The sequence below is a fragment of the Bacillus pacificus genome, assembly GCF_020861345.1.
GTDB lineage: Bacteria > Bacillota > Bacilli > Bacillales > Bacillaceae_G > Bacillus_A > Bacillus_A pacificus.
In genome coordinates this window covers 1,247,440-1,267,558 of record NZ_CP086328.1, presented here as the reverse complement: position 1 = coordinate 1,267,558, position 20,119 = coordinate 1,247,440, and the positions used below count along the sequence as shown (strand labels likewise).

Sequence of the window (20,119 nt, the reverse complement as noted above, 5' to 3'; positions counted from 1 at the left end):
TCCATTCACCTCTTCACTCTTCCTCGTAGTTGTAGTATGGTTATTCAATTTTTTTCTAATACAATTTTTTCATAAAAAAACATCTGTACCATTTCGGTACAGATGTTTTTTAGTTTATGCTTTTTTCTTAAATAAATTTGCAATACTTAATGCGAGCCCTCCCCAAATGACTACTATTCCAATAACCATCATCATAATCGCCGATCCACTCATTATGAAACACCTCGATCTTTCCATTCTTTTTCAAGCTTAGCAGAATCTGAATGTATTTGTGCATTCCATTTCTTTAAACTAATGATTAGCGCAATGATAAGGAACGCTGCTGCAATTGACCAACCATATGTTACGACAAACTCCGTTGGGTACCCTCCATAGTTCTTTTTAATATTTTGGATTGTACCATCAATTAACATGTACCCTAACATAAGCGGAGTAATAACGAGTAAACTCACTCTCCAAAACGTCCCTAACTTAATATCAGATACGAAGTTTGCGTGGTTTTGATAAACCGGTAAACGACGTAAAATGAGTCCTATCGTAACTACTTCCGCTAGAGCAATTGTAATTAATCCGAAGTTATTAGCGAAGTAATCCACAACATCTAGGAACATAAGCCCGCCACGTGTCGCAAAAACGAGAGAAACGAGTACGAGAAGCGTCCCCATAATTCCAATTGTTTTCTGGCGGCTTAAGCTAAACTTTTCAGATACGGCAGCAAAACATACTTCCGCAAGCGAGATGAGGGATGTAATTCCAGCAACCGTTAATGATAAGAAAAATAATACGCCAAATAAAGGTGACATCGGTAATTCATTAATAATTTGCGGGAATACTACGAAAGCAAGCCCTACACCAGCACTTGCTACTTTATCAACTGGTACTCCCATATTGTTTGCCATAAATCCAAGAGCCGCAAAGACCCCAATCCCTGCTAATAATTCAAATCCTGAGTTTGCAAATCCAGTAATAAAAGCATTATTTGTTGTATCTGAGTTTTTCGGTAAATAACTAGAATACGTAATCATAATTCCAAATGCTAAAGATAAGCTAAAGAAGATTTGACCGTAAGCAGCAAGCCATACTTTTCCGTCAAAAATACGACTCCAATCTGGTTTAAAGAATGCATCTAATCCTTGCATCGCACCTTCCATCGTCACTGCACGAACTACGATAATAAGGAACATAACAACTAGTAAAGGGATGAAAATACGGTTCACAACTTCGATTCCTTTTTTAACTCCTTTAAAAGCAACACCAAGCACAATAATCCAAACGAGAGCTAGTGGAATTAATACTTCCGGTACGAGCCCTCCAAACTGTCCAGGTTTATCTGCAACATGTAAATACTCTTTAAATAAAAATGATTCCGTGTCTTTCCCCCATGCGCCAGTAATTGCAAAATACGTATAAGAAATAGACCAAGCAATAATTACTGCATAATATGTTGAAACGATAAACGTTACACACATTTGCCACCATCCGATGAATTCAGCACGCGGATGAATACGAAAGAACGTAAGTGGCGCTGAACCACGGTGACGATGCCCAAGAGCAAATTCAAACGCCAATAATGAAATCCCAGTCGTTAATAACGCGAATAAGTACGGTAAAAAGAATGCGCCTCCTCCATTTTCATACGCCGTATAAGGAAAACGCCATATGTTTCCTAATCCAACGGCAGAGCCGACCGCTGCAAAAATGAATCCAGCCCTCGTTCCCCATTGTTGCCTCGTTTCCATATTTCCTTCCCCCTTTGTGACAAGTTCATAATTGGATTATATTTTAAATTTACTAAATTATCAATAAATTCTGTTAATTTTTAAGAAAGTTTACAATCTCCTCCTATTAAAGTCATAAAAAAGATCGAATAGATAGCTATTCATCTATTCGATCTTTCATCTGTTTTAATATTTTCTTTTCAAGTCTTGAAACTTGCACTTGCGAAATACCTATTCGCTCTGCTACTTCTGATTGAGTTTGGTCTTTATAATAGCGTAAATATACAATTAAACGCTCTCTCTCATCTAATTCTCTAATTGCTTCTTTTAAAGCAATTTTATCAAACCATTTCGTTTCAGATTGATCTGCAATTTGATCTAAAATAGTAATTGGATCTCCGTCGTTTTCATAAACCGTTTCATGTATGGATGAAGGGGCACGACTCGCTTCTTGCGCCAGAACCACTTCCTCTGGCGTTAGTTCTAACGCTTCAGCTACTTCATTAATCGTTGGAGCCCTTCCGAATTCTTTCGAAAGCTCGTCTCTCATCTTTCGAATTTTGTTTCCTGTTTCTTTTAAAGACCTACTTACTTTCACTGATCCATCATCACGTAAAAATCGTTGTATTTCGCCAATAATCATGGGAACTGCATATGTTGAAAATTTCACGTCGAAAGATAAATCAAATTTATCTACCGATTTTAAGAGCCCAATACATCCAATTTGAAACAAATCGTCTGGTTCGTATCCGCGATTAAGAAAACGCTGCACAACCGACCATACGAGACGCATATTACTTTGAACAATTGTATCTCTTGCTTGTTGATCTCCATCTTGACTTTTTTGAATTAACGCTTTTAGCTCGTGGTCCTTTAACTGAGGTTTCTTCTTCTCATTTTTGACCTCTATGTCCATAGGCTATTCTCCTTAATTGCATAGAGCGTTACTATTTGATAAGTATTTTGTCAAATGGATTGTTGTCCCGAAAGATTCGTTTGAAATAACTTCTACTTCATCCATAAAATTTTCCATGATAGTAAATCCCATTCCGGAACGCTCTAATTCAGGTTTAGTTGTAAAAAGGGGTTGTCTCGCTTCATCTAAATTAAAGATGCCAATCCCTTCATCTCGAATCGTGAGTTTCACCATTGCTTCTTCCAAAATTACAGAAATATAAACAACACCTTCTGCATTTCCTTCGTACCCATGAATAATTGCATTCGTAACCGCTTCTGACACAACTGTTTTAATCTCTGTAAGTTCTTCCATCGTAGGATCTAGTTGTGCAATGAAAGCAGCTACTGTAACGCGAGCGAACGATTCATTTTGACTTAATGCTGAAAATTGAAGGTTCATTTCATTTCTCATTTATGCCACCCCCAACGTCGCGAGCGCATGCGCTTCACTTTCTTCTAAGCGAACAATTTTAAATAAGCCCGACATTTCAAATAAACGTTTAACAGGCGGTGAAATTGCACAAACAACCATTTCTCCACCTAATCCCTTTACATGCTTATATCGGCCTAATATAACACCTAAACCAGAACTATCCATAAACGATAAGTTCTCTAGGCTCAAAACAATATGATGAACACCATGTGTCTCAATCATATCTGTTACTTTCGTTCGCAACTCTTCAGCAGTATGATGATCTAATTCACCCGCTAGCCTCACACATAGGACGTCACGTTTTACTTCTAATTGCATGGAAAGACTCACACGATTTCCTCCTTATGCTCAAACTTTACTCATTTACATACATAAAGATTTTCGTGATACAACATAAGAATCCTTCCTACTGACAAAAGAAGAACTATTTCGCCATAAAGTGAAACCATTCAGCAATTATTTACTTACATACGAATAGAAAAGCGGCAAAATGTTTGCCGCTATTTTGATGTTGAAAACATCCCAAAACTTCTTTTAAATAACTCCCACCAGCTCGCTGCAGCAACATCTTCTTTTGCTACAATTGTTTGTTTTAATAAAACATCTTTATCTTTTTTAATAACAAGTGTACCAAGTGCATCGCCCTTTTTAATCGGCGCTTTCACTTTCTTTTCAGCAATTACTTCTTGCTTTACCTTGTCCATATTTTCGCCCTTCTTCATAAGAAGAGATACATTGTCTGACGCAACTAAATCTACTTTTTCTTTCTTCCCTTTTCCTACTTGGACAGTCTTAATTTTTTCGCCTCGTGTATACAATTTCTTTGTCATATATTGACCAAATGCGTAGTCAAGAAGCTTCGTTACTTGATTGTTCCGTTCTTTTGATGTAGGTGCTCCCATAACAACTGAAATAACACGCATCCCATTCTTTTCAGCCGATGCTGTTAAACAATATTTTGCTTCTGTCGTAAAGCCCGTTTTTACACCATCTACTCCAGGATAAAAACGCACTAACTTATTCGTATTAACGAGCCAAAACTTCTTATCCGTATCTTCACGTAAATAGTCTTCGTATTTTCCTGTGTATTTGCGAATAAGTGGGTACTTCATCAATTCTTTCGCCATTATAGCCATATCATTTGCTGTGGAATAATGATCTTTAGCCGGAAGACCTGTCGGATTTTGAAAATGAGTATTTTTCAGTCCTAAATCTTTCGCTTTTTTGTTCATCATATTTACAAAACCTTCTTCTGAACCAGCGATATGCTCCGCTACTGCAACAGACGCATCATTTCCAGATGCAATTGCAATACCTTTTAGCATTTCATTTACGGTCATCTCTTCTCCAGGCTCTAAAAAGATTTGTGATCCACCCATTGAAGCTGCATGCTCACTTGCTCTCACTTTATCGGTCAGTTTTAGTTTTCCTTTTTCAACTTGTTCCATAATTAATAGCATTGTCATAATCTTCGTCATACTAGCAGGTGGTAACTTCTCATTTGGATTTTTATCAAACAAAACTTTACCTGTATCTTGTTCAATTACAATTGCTGATGACGCTTGTTCCGCTAACTTCGGTGTTGTTTCTTCTGTTTTCTCCTGCTTCGTCTTCTCAGATTGTGCGAAACTAACTGAAGTACCAGAAAGCAATAACATGAAACAAACAAGTATTCCAAAAACTCGCTTCATGACTAACCCTCCATTCTATATCAAACCTATTTTTTCCAATTCACTGTTTTTTAATACCATATTTTTCTAACATTTTCAGTTGACAAACACATTCATCACCTTTATTGTATTAAGTGTATTACACATAGTAGTACACTTAATACAAGTCAGAAAGGAGACATTGCTCTTGCATATTCAACTTGATCCAAGAAGCAACACTCCGATATGGGAACAAATTGTTCAAAATATAAAAGAACTCGTATTAAAGAACATGTTAGCTCCAAGTGACAAACTACCTTCTGTACGGGAACTCGCTTCTTTACTCGTTATAAATCCAAATACAGTGAGTAAAGCGTATCAAGAGTTAGAGCGACAAGGGATTATTGAAACATTACGAGGAAAAGGAACATTTGTATCCCAATCGATTACCCCAACATTAGACGAAAGGAAAATCGCTATGGTTGAAAAGCAATTTCATCAATTACTATTAGAAGCCTCTTATCTTGGTGTTACGAAAGATAAAATTCATGATTGGATAGATTCATACTATAAAGAGATTGGAGGAAATGCGAATGCTGAAAGTGACAAACTTGAAGAAGACAATTGATAATCAAACAATTTTAGACGATGTTTCTTTCACATTACATAGAGGAAATATCATCGGATTACTCGGAAGAAACGGTGCGGGGAAAACAACTTTATTACGAACGATGGTCGGCATTTTAGACCCTGATGAAGGATGTGTTACATATGAGGATACCGACATTCATAAGAATCCTGAAACGAAACAAAAAATCGTATATGTTCCGGATTCTACTAACATACTGAACGGCTATACGGTAAAAGAAATTATAAAGTTTTATAAATCAGTTTATGCCGCATTTGATGAAACATATTTCTATGAACTGTTAGAACGTTTTAACTTACCAAACAAACGAATTCGTAGTTATTCAAAAGGAATGAAAGCACTGCTTGCTATCATTTTAGCTGTTTCTACAAAGGCAGAATATATCATTTTAGATGAACCGACAAATGGGCTTGATCCTATCGTTAAACGGCAGATCCTCCAATTTCTCGTTGGAGAAGTTGCAGAAAAAGAAATTACCATTTTCATCTCAACTCACCATTTAGATGAAGTGGAACAAATTGCAGATACAATTATTATATTAAAAGGCCATACTATAGCTTCTATTACATCACTAGACGATGCAAAATCACAATTTGCTAAAATCCAAGTAGCTTATGAACGTTCACTACCTCAAAAACTAGAAAACTTAAGCAATATTAAAATATTAAATCAAACAGGAAAAGTATATACAATCTTAATTGAGGGAAATGTGGCTACAACACTGGAAAAGTTTTATAAAGAACAACCACTGCTCATTGAAGAATTAACAATGTCGCTTGAAGATATTTTTATCACTACATTTGAGGAGGGTTCACATGTTTCATAAAGCTTTATGGATGAGGCAATGGAAGCAAGGAAAATATATAATTCTATTATTTTGGTTAACTAGTTTATATCAACTACCTTATAAATATTATCAAGAAGCGCAAATGCAACTAAAACTATCAAAAATGAAGCTTGGTGACTATACATATTACTACTCCTACTATTTTCAGACATCTGATGGTGCCGTCTTCTTTCAAGGAGCTACTCTAATTGCACTCGCTTGTCTTTTAATTGGATGGGAACGTAATAATCAATCAAATGATTTTCTATTCTCGATGCCTTTTAAACGAAAGGATATTTTTTTAACAAAATGGTGGCTTGGTGTTTTGAATATTATTACAGTACAAATTATTTGCTTGATTAGCATGTACGGAATAAAGAACATGTCGTTTCACAATGAGTATCAAACCTTTGCTCCGTTCTATAGTTACTTTCTATATGCTACCGTTGTACTTATCGCTATTTATACATTCGCCTTATTTATCGGGACTATTACTGGACATATATTTTCTCAAAGTATTTTAACTATCATTCTATTATTTTTACCATACGGTTTTGGATTGTTAATTTCCGGATTCATTTATTCACACACACAATGGTCTGTAGATGCAATGGGAGAAATAGAGTACCATACTCATGAGTACTTACAACATATAGGTATCATTTCACCATTAGAATATTTTTCTATTACTTATGATTACCACCCGATAGAAACATTTGATGACTATGGCAATAAACTTCCCAGTGTATCACAGGACAATCCTACGGAGCGTATTTCTGTACCTTCTCCTTGGACACTATTAACACCATTTTCTTACATCATTACCTTTTTATCAATAGCAACCTTTCTATACACACGTACACCGAACGAACAAAGTGGAAAAATACTATTGTTTCCTAACTTGCAAAAATGTTTCATAATTTGCACTGTTCTATGCTTCGGACTACTTGGTGGTAGAATATTAGGCGGACGAGATGCACTTCTGTCTTATTATGTTGGATTTTTCCTATTCGCTACCATAAGTTACTTCATTTTTACACGTCTATTAAAATTGAAGTTTGCTTTTGCAGGGAAATAAATATGCCATGAATTATTTAACTGTTATATGAACCAAATAAAAAAAGAGGTTATTTCACATTCTCTCTTCTTTTCCCATACTCTTTTTCTTGCTTCGTTCCAAACCCGTCACCATTTGCCACAATTTGATCTGTTGGAGCAACTATGCTTTCAGCAATTCTCCAGTCTCCACCTTGTTGAATAAACACTTGCATAAAATAATTCATTCCATTTAATTGATACGGATTTTCTTTTTTTACTTCATAACGTGCTGCAACATAATACACTTGCACATTCTCAGCCTCAAACTTAGAAATATATTGTGATAATCTCGGGATGTACTGTGATGCTTTCTGAAGTGGAAGTTGTTTTACTTTTACAAGAGAAGACTTCGTTACATTGCTTATCGTATCTTCATGCCGAATGTTATCACTGTGATGAAATAAAATCGCATTCTGCATAGAGCGAATCCATAGTTTTGAATATAAAACAGGTTGCTTATTTGAAATATGTTGTAATTCTTTTTGAACGACTTGAAGAGGCGTAGCGGCATCTACGAATTGATGAAAGCAGAAAAAACTTCCAATCATAATGAAAAGCGTACAAATACGTTTCATTATTTTTCACTCCGATTCTTTTTAATTAAAGTATTGGAGTTTCAAAATGTTTTTATTCAAAAGAAAAAGGATAGGAAAGCTGTCGCTCCCTATCCTCATTTATTATAATACGCGGCCAAATAGCTCTAACACCATTTCTATTTCTTGGTCGCTCCAACCTTTAAATCTCTCTTTATAATACTCTTTACGCACAGCTTCAAGTTTTTCAGTTACTTCTCTTCCGTGTTCTGTAATTTCTAAGTACACGATACGACGGTCTGAATTTGAACGTTTTCTTTCTACAAACCCTTTTCGTACGAGACGATCAGTAACAGCTGTAATATGACTGGAGGTTACGTTTACTTCACTCGCAATTTGCGAAGCCATCTGTGGACTTTTTAAAAATAATGCGCGTAATACAGAAAATTCATTATATGGCATATGTTCTGCAAAACGTGTATTAATATCATTTTGTAATAAACGTATCATCTTTCTAAATGATCCGGATAACTCTAAAATCAATGTTTCTCTTTTTTCGTTCACTAGCCTCGTCCCTTTTTTATCATATTTACACATATTATAATCTATAAATACCCTCGTTGTATATGCTTTCTTTCTTTAACATTCCCATTTATGTAACTTTTTCATACAAATTTCTTTTTTGTTCACACATATACATATAAAAAGGATGGTGATGGAAGATGCAAGGTGGAATGAACCCTTATTTACACAACGTACGTACAGCAAATACTGGTAAAGAAGCTACCATTACGGTGCAAGGTGAAGGCGTTGTGAAAGCAAAACCAAATGTCGTTATATTAACAATCGGTATTCGTACAGATCATAAAAATGTAAAACAGGCACAAGAAGAAAATGCAGTGCAATCAAAACAATTATTAGATGCACTGAAACAACTAGGTATCGCTGAAAAAAATATAGAAACCATTTCATATACGATTACGCCTCAATACGAATATATAAATGATAAAGCATTACTACAAGGATATCGTGTGGAACATTTGTATGAAATTACCGTTTTAAATGTACAAAAAGCAGGGGAAGTATATGATATAGCCGTTTCAAATGGAGCAAATGTAGCAAAAGGATTACGTTTTAGAATATCTCACCCAAATAAATATTATGAGCAAGCTCTCATTCAAGCTCTGCAACAAGCGGTAGAAAAAGCTCGTGCTATTGCGAGTACATACAATTTAAACATTAATCCTGTTCCACTCTCATTCGTTGAAGAATCTGCTCAATTACCACGGGAAGTTGCATCCTATGCTGCTTTACATGCACAAGCAGCTCCTCCCATTCAATCGGGAGAATTAGAGATCATTTCTACAATACGAGCGATTTTTACGTATTTATAAATAATCTCATTTATAAGTAAACGTTATCATTTTCCTTGTTGTAAAAACATGATGTTCTGATATAATAAAGGACGGTGAGCTCTTACAAAAGAGATATCACGGGTGGGAGAGGGATATGAAAAAGAAGGTTTAACATGAAAGGAATACTTGAAAGAACATTTAAATTAGGTTTACACGAAACATCACCAAAACAAGAAGTTTTAGCTGGAGTTACGTCATTTTTTACGATCGTATATATTATGATTGTAAATGCATCCATTTTATCCGATGCTGGCATTCCTCTTGAAGCTGGAATTTTAGCAACTGTTTTCAGTTCATTTGTCGGATGTCTGCTCATGGCATTTTGGGCAAATGCACCTGCTATTCTTGTCCCTGGTATGGGTGTAAATGCATTCTTCACGTACACTGCTGTGCATACGCTCGGATTAACTTGGCAGGAAGCATTAGCAGCTGTCTTCATCTCTGGTATTATTTTTGCAATTGCTGCGTTTACACCAATCGCTCGCGTGCTTTCAGTATCGATTCCAAAGTCACTAAAGGAAGCTATCACTGTCGGCATCGGATTATTTTTAGCATTTATCGGATTGCAAAAAGGTGGTTTAGTCGTTTCGAATCCAAATACTGCTGTTGCAATGGGTAAATTAAGTAGCCCTGTCGTTCTTGCGACCGTGCTTACTCTTATCGTTGCACTCATATTATTTATTCGTAACGTACGTGGAAACTTTTTATGGACGATTGCAATAGGAACTGGTATTGCATGGCTGTTTGGCCTTGTTGATACAAGTCAAATCGGAAAGAGTTCATTCTCATTCGCGAGTTACGGCGATGTGTTTGGGGCTATGTCATTTGGCAAACTTTCTTCCTTACCATTTTGGATTGCAACATTCTCCTTAAGCATGGTGCTTATTTTTGAGAACATGGGACTTCTGCACGGTTTATTAGAAGATGACCGTAAATTCCCACGTGCTTACCAAGCCAATGCAATTTCAGCAATGACATGTGGTCTATTTGGCACAAGCCCTACCGTATCAACAGTAGAGAGTGCCGCAGGTATTACTGCAGGCGGAAAGACAGGTCTGACGTCTATCGTTACAGGGTTGTTATTCTTTGCCTCACTGTTTGCACTTCCGTTTGTCAAACTAATTCCTGATAGTGCCATTGCACCAATCTTAATTATTATTGGCGGCCTGATGATTACAAGCATTCAACAAATTCCTCTGAACGATTTTTCAGAAGGATTTCCAGCGTTCTTAATTATCGTCATGATCCCGCTCACATATAGTATCGCTGATGGCATTGCGTTCGGATTTATTGCTTATCCTATCTTAAAAGTTGCTCTTGGAAAGCGTAAAGAAGTCGCACCGTCTATGTATATCATTACATGCTTATTCTTAGCCATGTTCGTATTACATGCTATTGGTTAAGTAAAAACACCGAGGAATTTTCCCTCGGTGTTTTTTATTTAAACCATCCTTTTTTATAAAACCAAGCCATCATGCCGCCGCCAATTAGTGCCATAATAAGTAAACAAATAAAATAACTATATTGTCCACCGAGCTCTGGCATATGCGTAAAGTTCATTCCATATACTCCCGCAATAAATGTTAATGGCATGAAAATAGTCGAGAATACAGTTAATGTTTTCATAATGTTATTCATATGATGCGAGTTTAATGAAAAATAGCTATCTCGAATATCTGCTGTTAACTCCCGGCTTGCTTCAATCATTTCGGTCAGTTTAAGCAAATGATCATGTATATCTTTAAAATAAATTTCATGATCACTTATACCGTAAAAACGAGTCGAATTTAAAATGCGATACAATAAATCACGCATCGGAATAATTGTACGTCTTAACTTCGATAAATCTGCACGTATATCAAATACTTCTTCTAGTACACTTCCTGCCGTTTCACCCGTTAAATTATCATCAATTGCATTTAAATGATCCTCAATGTAATATACAGGCGCAAAATAGTCATCTACAATTTGATCGATAATTGTATGTGCTACGTGCAGGGGACTATTTTTAATACGCTTCTTTTCTCCAAGCGTTTTCCATACTCTTTCAATTGCATTGTTATGAGAAAAGTGGAAAGAAACAATATAACGATCACTAATAAATAAATCAATCTCGTGCGGTTCTAATCCATCCTCACCAAATGCATGAAGAACTAAAAAGTTATATCCATCATAAAAATCAACTTTTGGCCTCTGTACATATTCTATGCAGTCTTCAATTGCAAGGGGATGGAACTTAAAATGATCTTGCAAAATGTATGTATACTCTTCTTTCGTTGGCTTATATAAATCTAGCCAATACCATACAATATGGTCTTTCTTTGTTTCCTCTAGCGAAACATCATATAATACTTCATCTGTTTTTGTTATTGCACAAATTCTAATCATATTTTCACCCATTATTATTATAAACAAAAAATAGTAAAAAAAGCCAAGGAGAAATACTCCCTGGCCCTTCTTTATTATTCAGTAACGATGCCGTGCACTAATGTTGGTGCATCTACATGCTCTTTAGAGATCTTCATGTTCTCATAAATTTTTGCTTTTACGTCTTCTACATTTTCACGGTTTGCGTAAATGGTAACAAGGGATTCACCTTTTTTCACGCTGTCCCCTACTTTTTTACGAAGCATTAAGCCAACAGCTAAATCAATTTCAGATTCCTTCGTCGCACGTCCTGCTCCTAAAAGCATTGCTGCTGTTCCGATTTCATCTGCAACGATTTCTGATACATAACCGTCTTCCTTCGCTTCCACTTCAATTTTAAATTGTGCTTGTGGTAATTTAGAAGGATCATCAACAACAGATGCATCGCCGCCTTGCGCTGATAAGAACGTTTTAAATGATTCTAGCGCCTTACCGTTGTTCATTACTTCAATTAATTTCTCACGTGCATCTTCTAGAGATGAAGCTTGTCCAGCAAGGTATACCATTTGACTTCCAAGCGTTAAACATAACTCTTCTAAATCTTTCGGTCCTTTACCTTGTAACGTATCAATTGCTTCTTGTACTTCAAGTGCGTTACCAATAGCCTCACCAAGTGGTTGACTCATATCAGAAATAACAGCCATCGTATTACGACCAACGTTATTACCAATGCGTACCATTGCTTCTGCTAAACGTTTTGCATCTTCATCTGTTTTCATAAATGCACCTGCTCCAGTTTTTACATCAAGAACAATTGCATCTGCACCAGCAGCAATTTTTTTACTCATAATTGAGCTTGCAATAAGCGGAATTGAGTTTACTGTTGCCGTTACATCACGAAGTGCATACAATTTTTTATCCGCAGGTGTTAAGTTTCCACTTTGACCAATAACTGCGATTTTATTTTCATTTACAAGACGCATGAATTCATCATTTTCGATTTCAACATGGAATCCTGGAACTGCTTCTAATTTATCAATTGTACCACCAGTATGACCTAGACCACGTCCAGACATTTTTGCAACCGGTACACCTAAAGCGGCTACTAATGGACCTAATACAAGTGTTGTTGTATCACCAACGCCACCTGTCGAGTGCTTATCTACTTTTACTCCTTCAATAGCTGATAAGTCGATTGTATCACCGCTATTTACCATTGCCATCGTTAAATCTGCACGCTCTTGATCGTTCATATCTTGGAAGAAAATTGCCATTGCAAGTGAACTTACTTGATAATCAGGAATATCACCATTTGTATATCCTTCAACAATAAAGTTAATTTCTTCTGTCGTTAATGCATGTCCGTCACGTTTTTTTGCAATTAGGTCCACCATTCTCATTGCGAGGTCACCCCTTCATTTGTTTTACGATTGCTTTTACTAATGCTAAGAAGTTAGCTTTAACACGTTCTGTCGTTTCGATTACTTCATCGTGGTGAAGTGGCTGATCTAAAATACCAGCTGCCATATTTGAAATACAAGAAATACCAAGTACTTTCATACCAGCATGACGCGCTACAATTACTTCAGGTACTGTTGACATACCAACTGCATCTCCGCCAAGTGTACGAAGCATACGAATTTCAGCAGGTGTTTCATATACAGGACCTGTCATTCCAACGTATACACCTTCTTGTACTTTAATATTTAAGTCTGCTGCAACTTGTTTCGCCATTTCGCGAAGCTCTACTGTATATGATGTAGACATATCAGGGAAACGTACACCCATTTCAGAATCATTTGGTCCGATTAATGGATTTGTACCCATGAAGTTAATGTGATCTGAAATTAACATAAGATCGCCTGGTTCGAATGATGTATTTACACCACCAGCTGCATTTGTTACAACAACTGTTTCTACCCCTAGTTCTTTCATAACACGAACTGGGAATGTTACTTTTTGCATATCGTATCCTTCATAGAAGTGGAAACGTCCTTGCATTGCTACTACCGTTACACCTTGAAGTGTACCGAATACTAGTTGACCTGCATGGCCTTCTACAGTTGAAACTGGGAATTCAGGGATTTCACTGTAAGGTACTGTTACTGCGTTCTCGATTTCATCTGCTAATACACCTAGTCCAGATCCAAGGATTAGTCCTACTTGTGGTGTCTCTTGAAATTTCTCTTTTAAGTATGAAGCTGATTTTGTAATAAGTTCACGATTCATTTGTTTATCCCCCTATTTCTTTAGCTCGTTTAAGAAGCTTGTTCCGTATTCTGGCATTTTCACACCGAAGTTTTCTGCTACAGTTGCACCAATATCAGCAAATGTTTGACGAAGTGGTAACTCTTTTCCGCCTTCTTTCATGCTTGGGCTATATGCTAATAACGGTACATATTCACGTGTATGATCAGTACCATGATGCACTGGGTCATTACCGTGGTCTGCTGTAATTAATAATAGATCATCTTCTTTTAGTTTTTCGAATACTTCTGGAAGACGTGCATCATATTCTTGCAGAGCTTCTCCGTATCCTTGTGGATCACGACGGTGACCGAATAATGCATCAAAGTCAACTAAGTTTAAGAAGCTAAGACCTGTAAAGTCCATATTTAATGTATCTACAAGCTTATCCATTCCATCCATGTTAGACTTCGTACGAAGTGATTCAGTTACCCCTTCACCATCATAGATGTCAGAGATTTTACCGATAGCAATCACATCATAATCACTATCTTTTAATTCATTCATTACTGTACGGCCGAATGGTTTTAATGCATAGTCATGACGGTTCGGTGTACGTGTAAAGTTTCCAGGCTCACCAACGAATGGACGAGCGATAACACGGCCTACCATGTACTTCTCATCTAACGTTAATTCACGTGCAATTTTACAAATTTTATATAACTCATCAAGCGGCACTACTTCTTCGTGTGCTGCGATTTGTAGTACGCTATCAGCAGAAGTGTAAACAATTAAAGAGCCTGTTTCCATTTGTTCTTGACCAAGTTCATCAAGTATTTCAGTTCCAGAAGCTGGTTTATTACCGATGATTTTACGGCCTGTTTTTTCTTCTAATTCATCAAGTAATTCTTTTGGGAATCCTTCTGGGAACACTTGGAATGGTGTATCAATGTAAAGACCCATAATTTCCCAATGACCTGTCATTGTATCTTTACCAGTAGATTTTTCTTGCATTTTTGTATAATATCCAAGTGGTTTTTCTACTTTAGAGATGCCTTTCATTTCACGAATGTTACCAAGACCTAATTTCACCATGTTAGGCATTTGTAACCCATTCATATGTTCAGCAATGTGACCAATTGTGTCAGATCCTAAATCACCAAATTGTTCAGCATCTGGTGCTTCACCGATTCCAACAGAGTCCATTACGACTAGGAATATACGTTTATATTTATTCATAACTGCGACCTCCTATAAGTTCAGTTCTACTTCTTGTAGTATGTTCAAAACGCTATAAAGTGAAACTGTTCTCCATAAGAATTATCTTTCGTTCTCATTATCGAACAGTACTTCTTTAAATCATTCTCTAACCTATTTCGTTTACCTTGAAACGACGCAAAAACATTTCTAGTTTTTTCTAAGTCAGATGTCAGACATCTGATACTGATATCATAACATGTTTACGCTTTCTTTTTAATACATTTTCGTAGAATTTCTCATTTTCTTCACACTTCTATTGTAATCCATTATGCAAAGAAGTGCTAATTATTTTATGATTTATTTCTTCATATAAAGTAAAATTTTAATCAGTGGCGGTTTTGTTCTTTCCCACTGATCATTTTTCGGGATAAAAATAAAAAAATAGCTCTAAAGAGCTACTTTTTTATTTTACTTCTACTGTTTCTTCTTTATGTTCATGCAATTCGCCTTTTTTAACATGAACTTTCACTTTGTAAGAACCGTTTTCTTTGAAAGTATGTTTCGTTTCATACTCCCCTTTATTTCCTTCTTTCGCTGGAATAAATTCGTGTTTTTCAACACCATCTTTCCAAATTTCAAGTTGGACTTCAGCACCAGTTAACGCTTCTTCTTTTTGTTTTAAGTGAACTTTCATTGTTGATTCAGCATTTGCTTTTATATCACCAGCCATAAGGTGGATCATTGTATCGCTTTTATGATCGCCATGTCCTGCACCATGATCACTATTTTCTTTTTTCGCATCTTCTACCTTCGCATTTCCTACAGCCACTTTTACTTCTGGCATAACATGCATTTCACGTGCATTTGTGTGAGCAATAATGTGGTATACTCCATCCGTTTCGAACGTTTTTTCTACAGCATAAACACCTTTTCCTTTATGCTTACCTTCTAGCATCTCGTGCTTTTCGTCGCCAGCTTTCCAAATTTCAAACTTTACATCATCAGCATCTGTTACCTTTTCTTTTCCTTGTGTAACAAGTGCTTGTACTTCTGTTTTTTCACCAGGTTTAATTTCTTTCGGATTTGTTTGAACTGCTACTTTTACAGCTTCTAGTTTCTGTTCTTTTTTCGGTTCTTCTTTGTTTGTATTACAGCCAGCCAATGCTAGCATCGCGATAAATAAAGTCATAATAAGTTTTTTCATCATCATTTCCTCCTTCATACTTTATTTAGTATAGAGGAAAAACATTGTAATATTCTAGTCTTCTGCTGAAAACAATGTACGAAATGTTTGTGAAGTTTCTGTGAAGTGCTATAGCCTTTTGAATCTATGAAAAAAGAGCATAGTATCTATGCTCTCGGATGAAACTGTTTATATACATCTTTTAATCTAGTTTTTGAAACATGCGTATAAATTTGTGTCGTTGAAATATCTGCATGTCCAAGCATTTCTTGCACAGCACGTAAGTCTGCTCCATTTTCTAATAAATGCGTAGCAAAAGAATGACGCAACGTATGAGGTGTAAGCTCTTTTTCAATATTTGCTTCTTTCGCTAATCGTTTTAAAATTTTCCAAAATCCTTGTCTTGATAATCGATTTCCATGATGGTTTAAAAAGAGTGCATCTACTACTTTTTTCCCCATCAATTCTCTTCTTCCCTTTTCAATATACTTTTGAATCGCTTCCGTCGCTAAACTTCCTAGTGGAATAATTCTTTCTTTATTCCCTTTCCCTATGCATCGAACAAACCCCATCGTTAAATGTACATCTTCTAAATTTAATGCAATTAATTCTGAAACACGAAGTCCTGTTGCATATAATAACTCTAGCATCGCTTTATCACGAACCCCAAAAGCGCTCGTCATTTTTGGTGTCTGCAGTAACGCCTCTACTTCATCAACTGACAATACTTTCGGTAATTTCCGTTCTCCTTGCGGCGTTTCAATATGTACGGATGGATCGTGCTCTACCGCTCGTTCACGAAGTAAAAATTGGTGAAACGAACGAATCGATGCAATATGACGTGCTAATGTTTTCGAAGATTTTCCGTTTTCTTTTAAGTGCTGCAGAAAGTTAACAATGTGCAAGCGTGTCACTTCGTGAAAGCTTTTCGCTTGTTCTACATTTTGCAAATACTTTACATAACTTTTTAAATCACGTTCATAAGATACTACTGTATTTTTCGCTAGCCCTTTTTCAACAACCATATAATGAATAAAATCTTTTAATTGATCTTCCAATCTACACTACTCCCCATTTTCATAGAAAAACATCATTCTATTTACGAAAGCATCCTTTGCCGGCTCTTCATTCCCTGATACTTTTTCTACAGTCTCTTCTTTTGGCTTTTCATAACGATGATAGCTTTCATATTCTTCATTTATCCATAGTATAGCGAAATAAAACAAAATCGTACAACTTGTAAATAATAAAAATACTTTTATCCCATCAAAAGTTAATTTTAAAGCTCGACGCATTGTAAATTCCTCCAAAATATAAGTTATTACAACATATGCCAAGCTTTCACCAATTTATACCTTATTCAAATAAAAAACCTCTTCCTAGTTAAATAGGAAAAGGTTATTTTTCATCCGTTTCATTTTCTTGACAATTTTTACAAATCCCATGGAATGTTAAACGATGATCCTTCACCTTAAAGCTCCAGTCATGTTCTACTTTCCTTTCCACTTCACCAAGTAAATCTTCTTGTATTTCTTGTACAGCACCACATTGTGTACAAATCAAATGATGGTGGAAACGCTGCGCACCTTCTTGGCGTAAGTCATAGCGTGAAACACCGTCTCCGAAGTTAATCTTATCGACAACTTTTAACTCAGATAATAGTTCTAAAGTTCGATAGACGGTTGCTAATCCGATCTCTGGCGACTTTTCTTTTACAAGGAGGTAAACATCTTCTGCGCTTAAATGATCTTCTTCATTTTCTAGCAGCACACGAACTGTTGCTTCACGTTGCGGTGTTAATTTGTAGCTCGCTGCATGTAATTGCTTCTTAATTCGTTCAATTCTTTCTTCCATTCGGTACTACTCCCTCCTCGCCACTCTTACACCATTATATCAGAAGAAGGGCTTCTGTCAAAAGAAAAACAATAAAAACAAATTGATAATTATTCTCATAAAGTATTTATTGTTTATTAATAGCCTCAACGACTTCTTTCATTAAAACTGGTGATGCATAAGCTTCCACACTAGAAGCAAGAGCTAGCACCGCTCCAATTACAAGAAAGAAGCATGTATAACGGATCAATAATGGTAATAGCGGCTCAGTTATTTTTCGTATAAATTGATGCCTAATCATGCGTAAGGAAAAACTTGCGGCAATTGTTGTCATAACGAGAAATACTGGGATGATAATGAGATTTTGTGGCAATACAGAAACGAATGCTAATAATAATCCATTCCATCCATGCTGACTTACTAAGAAACCTACTGTAAATCCGACAACTACTCCTTTTGCAAATAATAAAATAAAAATGAGTGGCAATCCAATAATTGAAATCCCTAAAATCCAAATAAATCCAATGTATTTTAATTGTGAAAAGTAACTTTCTCGAAACATTTCGCCTGCAATAGCAAATTCTCCTTTAGAAACTTGTCCAAAAAAACGTTGCAAATAAAAAGATAAATCTTGTTTTTGATTTAATTGTAAACTATTTACAAGAATCGCTCCAAATATTACTCCCATCAATAACAAAACAGCGTTAAATATATATAATGAAGAGTTTTCCTGTATGTGAGACATTACACGGTCTTGCCAAGTTTTTCTCCACATTTTTCTTCCCTCCGTTCACACTCTTACTAAAAATGTATGAAAGAAAGAAAAAAGTATGACGAATTAACATTGAAATTCCGCTCTACTTTGCTAAACTAAAAAGTAGAGAATAGGAGGGATTTCTCTTGAAACCATTATTATTAGATTTTCCAACATTATTTCAAACTGAACGCTTACAAGTTCGTAAGCCATTTCCAGGTGATGGTGCAGAAGTGTATGAAGCAATACAAGCTTCTCTAGAAGACTTAGTACCGTGGATGCCAATTAACGCTGAAACAGAAGAAAGTGCTGAAGAAATCGTTCGTAACGCTCACGGGCAGTTTTTACTTCGTGAAACACTTGATTTTCACTTATACGATAAAGTATCTGGTACATTCATCGGAGCTATAACGCTCAAGCCTGAAAACTGGGATATTCCAAAGTTTTCACTTCACTTCTGGCTACATAGCGCTTATACAAAACAAGGCTATATGACCGAAGCTGTGAAAGGTGCCATTCAATTTGCCTTTGATAAGCTAAGCGCTCGAAGAATTGAAATTCGTATTGATGCAACAAATACAAATGCATGTAACTTAGCAGAACGTTTAGAATTTATTCTAGAAGGTACAATGGAAAATGATTTCATAGCACCAGATGGTAGCTTACGTGATGCACGCGTATATGCAAAAATTAATTAAAAAACACTCGCCTTTGGCGAGTGTTTATTTTTGTAGTTGTAAATATTGTACTGCAAACATCGTCTTCGCATCATGAATACGAAGATCTTTCATAAGAGTAGTTGCTTCTTCTAATGATACTTCCATCAATTCCACAAATTCATCTTCATCTAACGCAGCTTTATTTTCTTTTTTCGTCAAACCTGTCGCTTTATATACATATAAAATTTCATCTGCAAATCCTGGAGATGTATAGAAAGAAGTAATAAGCTCCATATTTTCACATACATAACCTGTTTCCTCTTCTAATTCACGAACTGCTGTCACCTCAGGTTTTTCACCTGGTTCTAACTTGCCAGCCGGAATTTCTATAATCGCCTTTTCAAGCGCTTTACGATACTGCTCAACAAGCACAATTTTCCCCTCATCAGTAATAGCAATAATAGCAACTGCACCAGGGTGATTTACAATTTCACGTTTACTCATTGCTCCATTTGGTAATACTACATCATCAACACGAACTTTTATAACTCTACCATCAAAAATCGGCTCAGTTTTTACTGTTCTCTCTGCAAGATTACTCATACTACTTCATCTCCCTGTTCTATTTCCTATTCTTTCCTCATACATTTTACCACAT

General features: G+C 36.0%; 24 protein-coding genes. 6 read left to right on the top strand and 18 right to left on the bottom strand.

The genetic code is table 11. The features are described from left to right. Positions 1 to 114: 114 nt before the first annotated feature. The 6 genes from LMD38_RS06715 to dacF form a co-directional block, all read right to left on the bottom strand. The gene (locus LMD38_RS06715) at positions 115 to 213 is read right to left on the bottom strand and encodes a methionine/alanine import family NSS transporter small subunit (protein ID WP_000016826.1); all 99 of its coding nucleotides are present in this window, start codon (positions 211 to 213) and stop codon (positions 115 to 117) included. Then, positions 213 to 1,739, bottom strand: coding sequence for a sodium-dependent transporter (locus tag LMD38_RS06710; protein WP_000450064.1), 1,527 nt, complete (start codon positions 1,737 to 1,739; stop codon positions 213 to 215). Before LMD38_RS06710 ends, LMD38_RS06715 begins: the two co-directional genes overlap by 1 nt. A 136-nt stretch (positions 1,740 to 1,875) precedes the next feature. Beyond that, positions 1,876 to 2,634 (bottom strand): RNA polymerase sporulation sigma factor SigF, encoded by a 759-nt coding sequence (gene sigF, locus LMD38_RS06705; RefSeq protein WP_000350729.1) that lies wholly within the window; start codon positions 2,632 to 2,634, stop codon positions 1,876 to 1,878. A gap of 12 nt (positions 2,635 to 2,646) precedes the next feature. Next, positions 2,647 to 3,087 (bottom strand): anti-sigma F factor, encoded by a 441-nt coding sequence (gene spoIIAB, locus LMD38_RS06700; protein ID WP_001243400.1) that lies wholly within the window; start codon positions 3,085 to 3,087, stop codon positions 2,647 to 2,649. Further along, positions 3,088 to 3,438 (bottom strand): anti-sigma F factor antagonist, encoded by a 351-nt coding sequence (spoIIAA, locus tag LMD38_RS06695; protein ID WP_000059133.1) that lies wholly within the window; start codon positions 3,436 to 3,438, stop codon positions 3,088 to 3,090. A gap of 170 nt (positions 3,439 to 3,608) precedes the next feature. Further along, positions 3,609 to 4,799 carry a serine-type D-Ala-D-Ala carboxypeptidase DacF gene (dacF, locus tag LMD38_RS06690; RefSeq protein WP_000831992.1) on the bottom strand — a complete coding sequence of 397 codons (1,191 nt, stop codon included), beginning with the start codon at positions 4,797 to 4,799 and terminating at the stop codon, positions 3,609 to 3,611. Between the two features lie 166 nt (positions 4,800 to 4,965). Here dacF and LMD38_RS06685 point away from each other — a divergent pair, with 166 nt between their 5' ends. Genes LMD38_RS06685 through LMD38_RS06675 form a run of 3 tightly spaced genes read left to right on the top strand, consistent with a single transcriptional unit; the run spans position 4,966 to position 7,310 of the window. Beyond that, the gene (locus LMD38_RS06685) at positions 4,966 to 5,385 is read left to right on the top strand and encodes a GntR family transcriptional regulator (protein WP_000548039.1); all 420 of its coding nucleotides are present in this window, start codon (positions 4,966 to 4,968) and stop codon (positions 5,383 to 5,385) included. Beyond that, positions 5,351 to 6,232, top strand: a complete 882-nt coding sequence (locus LMD38_RS06680) for an ABC transporter ATP-binding protein (protein WP_062821976.1) — start codon at positions 5,351 to 5,353, stop codon at positions 6,230 to 6,232. Before LMD38_RS06685 ends, LMD38_RS06680 begins: the two co-directional genes overlap by 35 nt. Beyond that, positions 6,222 to 7,310, top strand: coding sequence for an ABC-2 transporter permease (locus tag LMD38_RS06675; RefSeq protein ID WP_061183921.1), 1,089 nt, complete (start codon positions 6,222 to 6,224; stop codon positions 7,308 to 7,310). Before LMD38_RS06680 ends, LMD38_RS06675 begins: the two co-directional genes overlap by 11 nt. A gap of 49 nt (positions 7,311 to 7,359) precedes the next feature. Here LMD38_RS06675 and LMD38_RS06670 read toward each other — a convergent pair whose 3' ends face one another. Both LMD38_RS06670 and LMD38_RS06665 read right to left on the bottom strand, forming a co-directional pair. Beyond that, positions 7,360 to 7,905, bottom strand: a complete 546-nt coding sequence (locus tag LMD38_RS06670; protein WP_062821977.1) for a hypothetical protein — start codon at positions 7,903 to 7,905, stop codon at positions 7,360 to 7,362. 102 nt (positions 7,906 to 8,007) lie between these two features. Beyond that, a complete protein-coding gene (locus tag LMD38_RS06665) occupies positions 8,008 to 8,427 on the bottom strand; it encodes a MarR family winged helix-turn-helix transcriptional regulator (protein ID WP_001003309.1) in 420 nt (139 codons plus the stop codon). A gap of 158 nt (positions 8,428 to 8,585) precedes the next feature. Between LMD38_RS06665 and LMD38_RS06660 the strand changes: the two genes are divergently transcribed. Continuing rightward, complete coding sequence (locus LMD38_RS06660; protein ID WP_001161446.1) at positions 8,586 to 9,257, top strand: SIMPL domain-containing protein; 672 nt, start codon at positions 8,586 to 8,588, stop codon at positions 9,255 to 9,257. Positions 9,258 to 9,391: 134 nt separating this feature from the next. Further along, positions 9,392 to 10,681: an NCS2 family permease gene (locus LMD38_RS06655; protein ID WP_000676252.1), complete on the top strand. Its 1,290-nt coding sequence runs from the start codon at positions 9,392 to 9,394 to the stop codon at positions 10,679 to 10,681. 34 nt (positions 10,682 to 10,715) lie between these two features. Here the strand turns inward: LMD38_RS06655 and corA are convergent, their stop codons facing one another. The 9 genes from corA to spoIIM all read right to left on the bottom strand — a co-directional run bounded on the left by corA (position 10,716) and on the right by spoIIM (position 18,793). Beyond that, positions 10,716 to 11,678: a magnesium/cobalt transporter CorA gene (corA, locus tag LMD38_RS06650; protein ID WP_001998197.1), complete on the bottom strand. Its 963-nt coding sequence runs from the start codon at positions 11,676 to 11,678 to the stop codon at positions 10,716 to 10,718. Positions 11,679 to 11,740: 62 nt separating this feature from the next. Continuing rightward, positions 11,741 to 13,045: a pyrimidine-nucleoside phosphorylase gene (locus tag LMD38_RS06645; protein ID WP_001243079.1), complete on the bottom strand. Its 1,305-nt coding sequence runs from the start codon at positions 13,043 to 13,045 to the stop codon at positions 11,741 to 11,743. Positions 13,046 to 13,052: 7 nt separating this feature from the next. Then, complete coding sequence (locus LMD38_RS06640; RefSeq protein WP_001078446.1) at positions 13,053 to 13,874, bottom strand: purine-nucleoside phosphorylase; 822 nt, start codon at positions 13,872 to 13,874, stop codon at positions 13,053 to 13,055. Positions 13,875 to 13,886: 12 nt separating this feature from the next. Then, complete coding sequence (gene deoB / locus LMD38_RS06635; protein WP_001046082.1) at positions 13,887 to 15,071, bottom strand: phosphopentomutase; 1,185 nt, start codon at positions 15,069 to 15,071, stop codon at positions 13,887 to 13,889. A gap of 424 nt (positions 15,072 to 15,495) precedes the next feature. Next, positions 15,496 to 16,239, bottom strand: a complete 744-nt coding sequence (locus tag LMD38_RS06630; protein ID WP_061183923.1) for a FixH family protein — start codon at positions 16,237 to 16,239, stop codon at positions 15,496 to 15,498. 143 nt (positions 16,240 to 16,382) lie between these two features. After that, the gene (xerD, locus tag LMD38_RS06625; protein ID WP_000390084.1) at positions 16,383 to 17,273 is read right to left on the bottom strand and encodes a site-specific tyrosine recombinase XerD; all 891 of its coding nucleotides are present in this window, start codon (positions 17,271 to 17,273) and stop codon (positions 16,383 to 16,385) included. Positions 17,274 to 17,279: 6 nt separating this feature from the next. Further along, positions 17,280 to 17,510, bottom strand: coding sequence for a YqzK family protein (locus LMD38_RS06620; RefSeq protein ID WP_001250432.1), 231 nt, complete (start codon positions 17,508 to 17,510; stop codon positions 17,280 to 17,282). A 103-nt stretch (positions 17,511 to 17,613) separates the two neighbouring features. Then, positions 17,614 to 18,069, bottom strand: coding sequence for a ferric iron uptake transcriptional regulator (gene fur, locus LMD38_RS06615; protein WP_000392655.1), 456 nt, complete (start codon positions 18,067 to 18,069; stop codon positions 17,614 to 17,616). A 106-nt stretch (positions 18,070 to 18,175) separates the two neighbouring features. Further along, positions 18,176 to 18,793, bottom strand: a complete 618-nt coding sequence (spoIIM, locus tag LMD38_RS06610; RefSeq protein ID WP_223290733.1) for a stage II sporulation protein M — start codon at positions 18,791 to 18,793, stop codon at positions 18,176 to 18,178. 155 nt (positions 18,794 to 18,948) lie between these two features. Between spoIIM and LMD38_RS06605 the strand changes: the two genes are divergently transcribed. Next, the gene (locus LMD38_RS06605; RefSeq protein WP_000803491.1) at positions 18,949 to 19,500 is read left to right on the top strand and encodes a GNAT family N-acetyltransferase; all 552 of its coding nucleotides are present in this window, start codon (positions 18,949 to 18,951) and stop codon (positions 19,498 to 19,500) included. 24 nt (positions 19,501 to 19,524) lie between these two features. On the opposite strand, the gene LMD38_RS06600 is transcribed toward LMD38_RS06605, so the two are convergent. Next, positions 19,525 to 20,064: an NUDIX hydrolase gene (locus LMD38_RS06600; protein ID WP_000067038.1), complete on the bottom strand. Its 540-nt coding sequence runs from the start codon at positions 20,062 to 20,064 to the stop codon at positions 19,525 to 19,527. Positions 20,065 to 20,119: the final 55 nt, after the last annotated feature.

What these genes read in the sequence shown, in the direction of transcription:
- spoIIM (WP_223290733.1), bottom strand. Translation starts at nt 18,793, where the DNA reads ATGTCTCACATACAGGAAAACTCTTCATTATATATATTTAACGCTGTT.
- LMD38_RS06710 (WP_000450064.1), bottom strand. Translation starts at nt 1,739, where the DNA reads ATGGAAACGAGGCAACAATGGGGAACGAGGGCTGGATTCATTTTTGCA.
- LMD38_RS06675 (WP_061183921.1), top strand. Translation starts at nt 6,222, where the DNA reads ATGTTTCATAAAGCTTTATGGATGAGGCAATGGAAGCAAGGAAAATAT.
- dacF (WP_000831992.1), bottom strand. Translation starts at nt 4,799, where the DNA reads ATGAAGCGAGTTTTTGGAATACTTGTTTGTTTCATGTTATTGCTTTCT.
- LMD38_RS06645 (WP_001243079.1), bottom strand. Translation starts at nt 13,045, where the DNA reads ATGAGAATGGTGGACCTAATTGCAAAAAAACGTGACGGACATGCATTA.
- sigF (WP_000350729.1), bottom strand. Translation starts at nt 2,634, where the DNA reads ATGGACATAGAGGTCAAAAATGAGAAGAAGAAACCTCAGTTAAAGGAC.
- LMD38_RS06620 (WP_001250432.1), bottom strand. Translation starts at nt 17,510, where the DNA reads ATGCGTCGAGCTTTAAAATTAACTTTTGATGGGATAAAAGTATTTTTA.
- LMD38_RS06715 (WP_000016826.1), bottom strand. Translation starts at nt 213, where the DNA reads ATGAGTGGATCGGCGATTATGATGATGGTTATTGGAATAGTAGTCATT.
- corA (WP_001998197.1), bottom strand. Translation starts at nt 11,678, where the DNA reads ATGGGTGAAAATATGATTAGAATTTGTGCAATAACAAAAACAGATGAA.
- fur (WP_000392655.1), bottom strand. Translation starts at nt 18,069, where the DNA reads ATGGAAGAAAGAATTGAACGAATTAAGAAGCAATTACATGCAGCGAGC.
- LMD38_RS06640 (WP_001078446.1), bottom strand. Translation starts at nt 13,874, where the DNA reads ATGAATCGTGAACTTATTACAAAATCAGCTTCATACTTAAAAGAGAAA.
- LMD38_RS06670 (WP_062821977.1), bottom strand. Translation starts at nt 7,905, where the DNA reads ATGAAACGTATTTGTACGCTTTTCATTATGATTGGAAGTTTTTTCTGC.
- LMD38_RS06655 (WP_000676252.1), top strand. Translation starts at nt 9,392, where the DNA reads ATGAAAGGAATACTTGAAAGAACATTTAAATTAGGTTTACACGAAACA.
- LMD38_RS06630 (WP_061183923.1), bottom strand. Translation starts at nt 16,239, where the DNA reads ATGATGAAAAAACTTATTATGACTTTATTTATCGCGATGCTAGCATTG.
- LMD38_RS06680 (WP_062821976.1), top strand. Translation starts at nt 5,351, where the DNA reads ATGCTGAAAGTGACAAACTTGAAGAAGACAATTGATAATCAAACAATT.
- LMD38_RS06600 (WP_000067038.1), bottom strand. Translation starts at nt 20,064, where the DNA reads ATGAGTAATCTTGCAGAGAGAACAGTAAAAACTGAGCCGATTTTTGAT.
- spoIIAB (WP_001243400.1), bottom strand. Translation starts at nt 3,087, where the DNA reads ATGAGAAATGAAATGAACCTTCAATTTTCAGCATTAAGTCAAAATGAA.
- LMD38_RS06660 (WP_001161446.1), top strand. Translation starts at nt 8,586, where the DNA reads ATGCAAGGTGGAATGAACCCTTATTTACACAACGTACGTACAGCAAAT.
- deoB (WP_001046082.1), bottom strand. Translation starts at nt 15,071, where the DNA reads ATGAATAAATATAAACGTATATTCCTAGTCGTAATGGACTCTGTTGGA.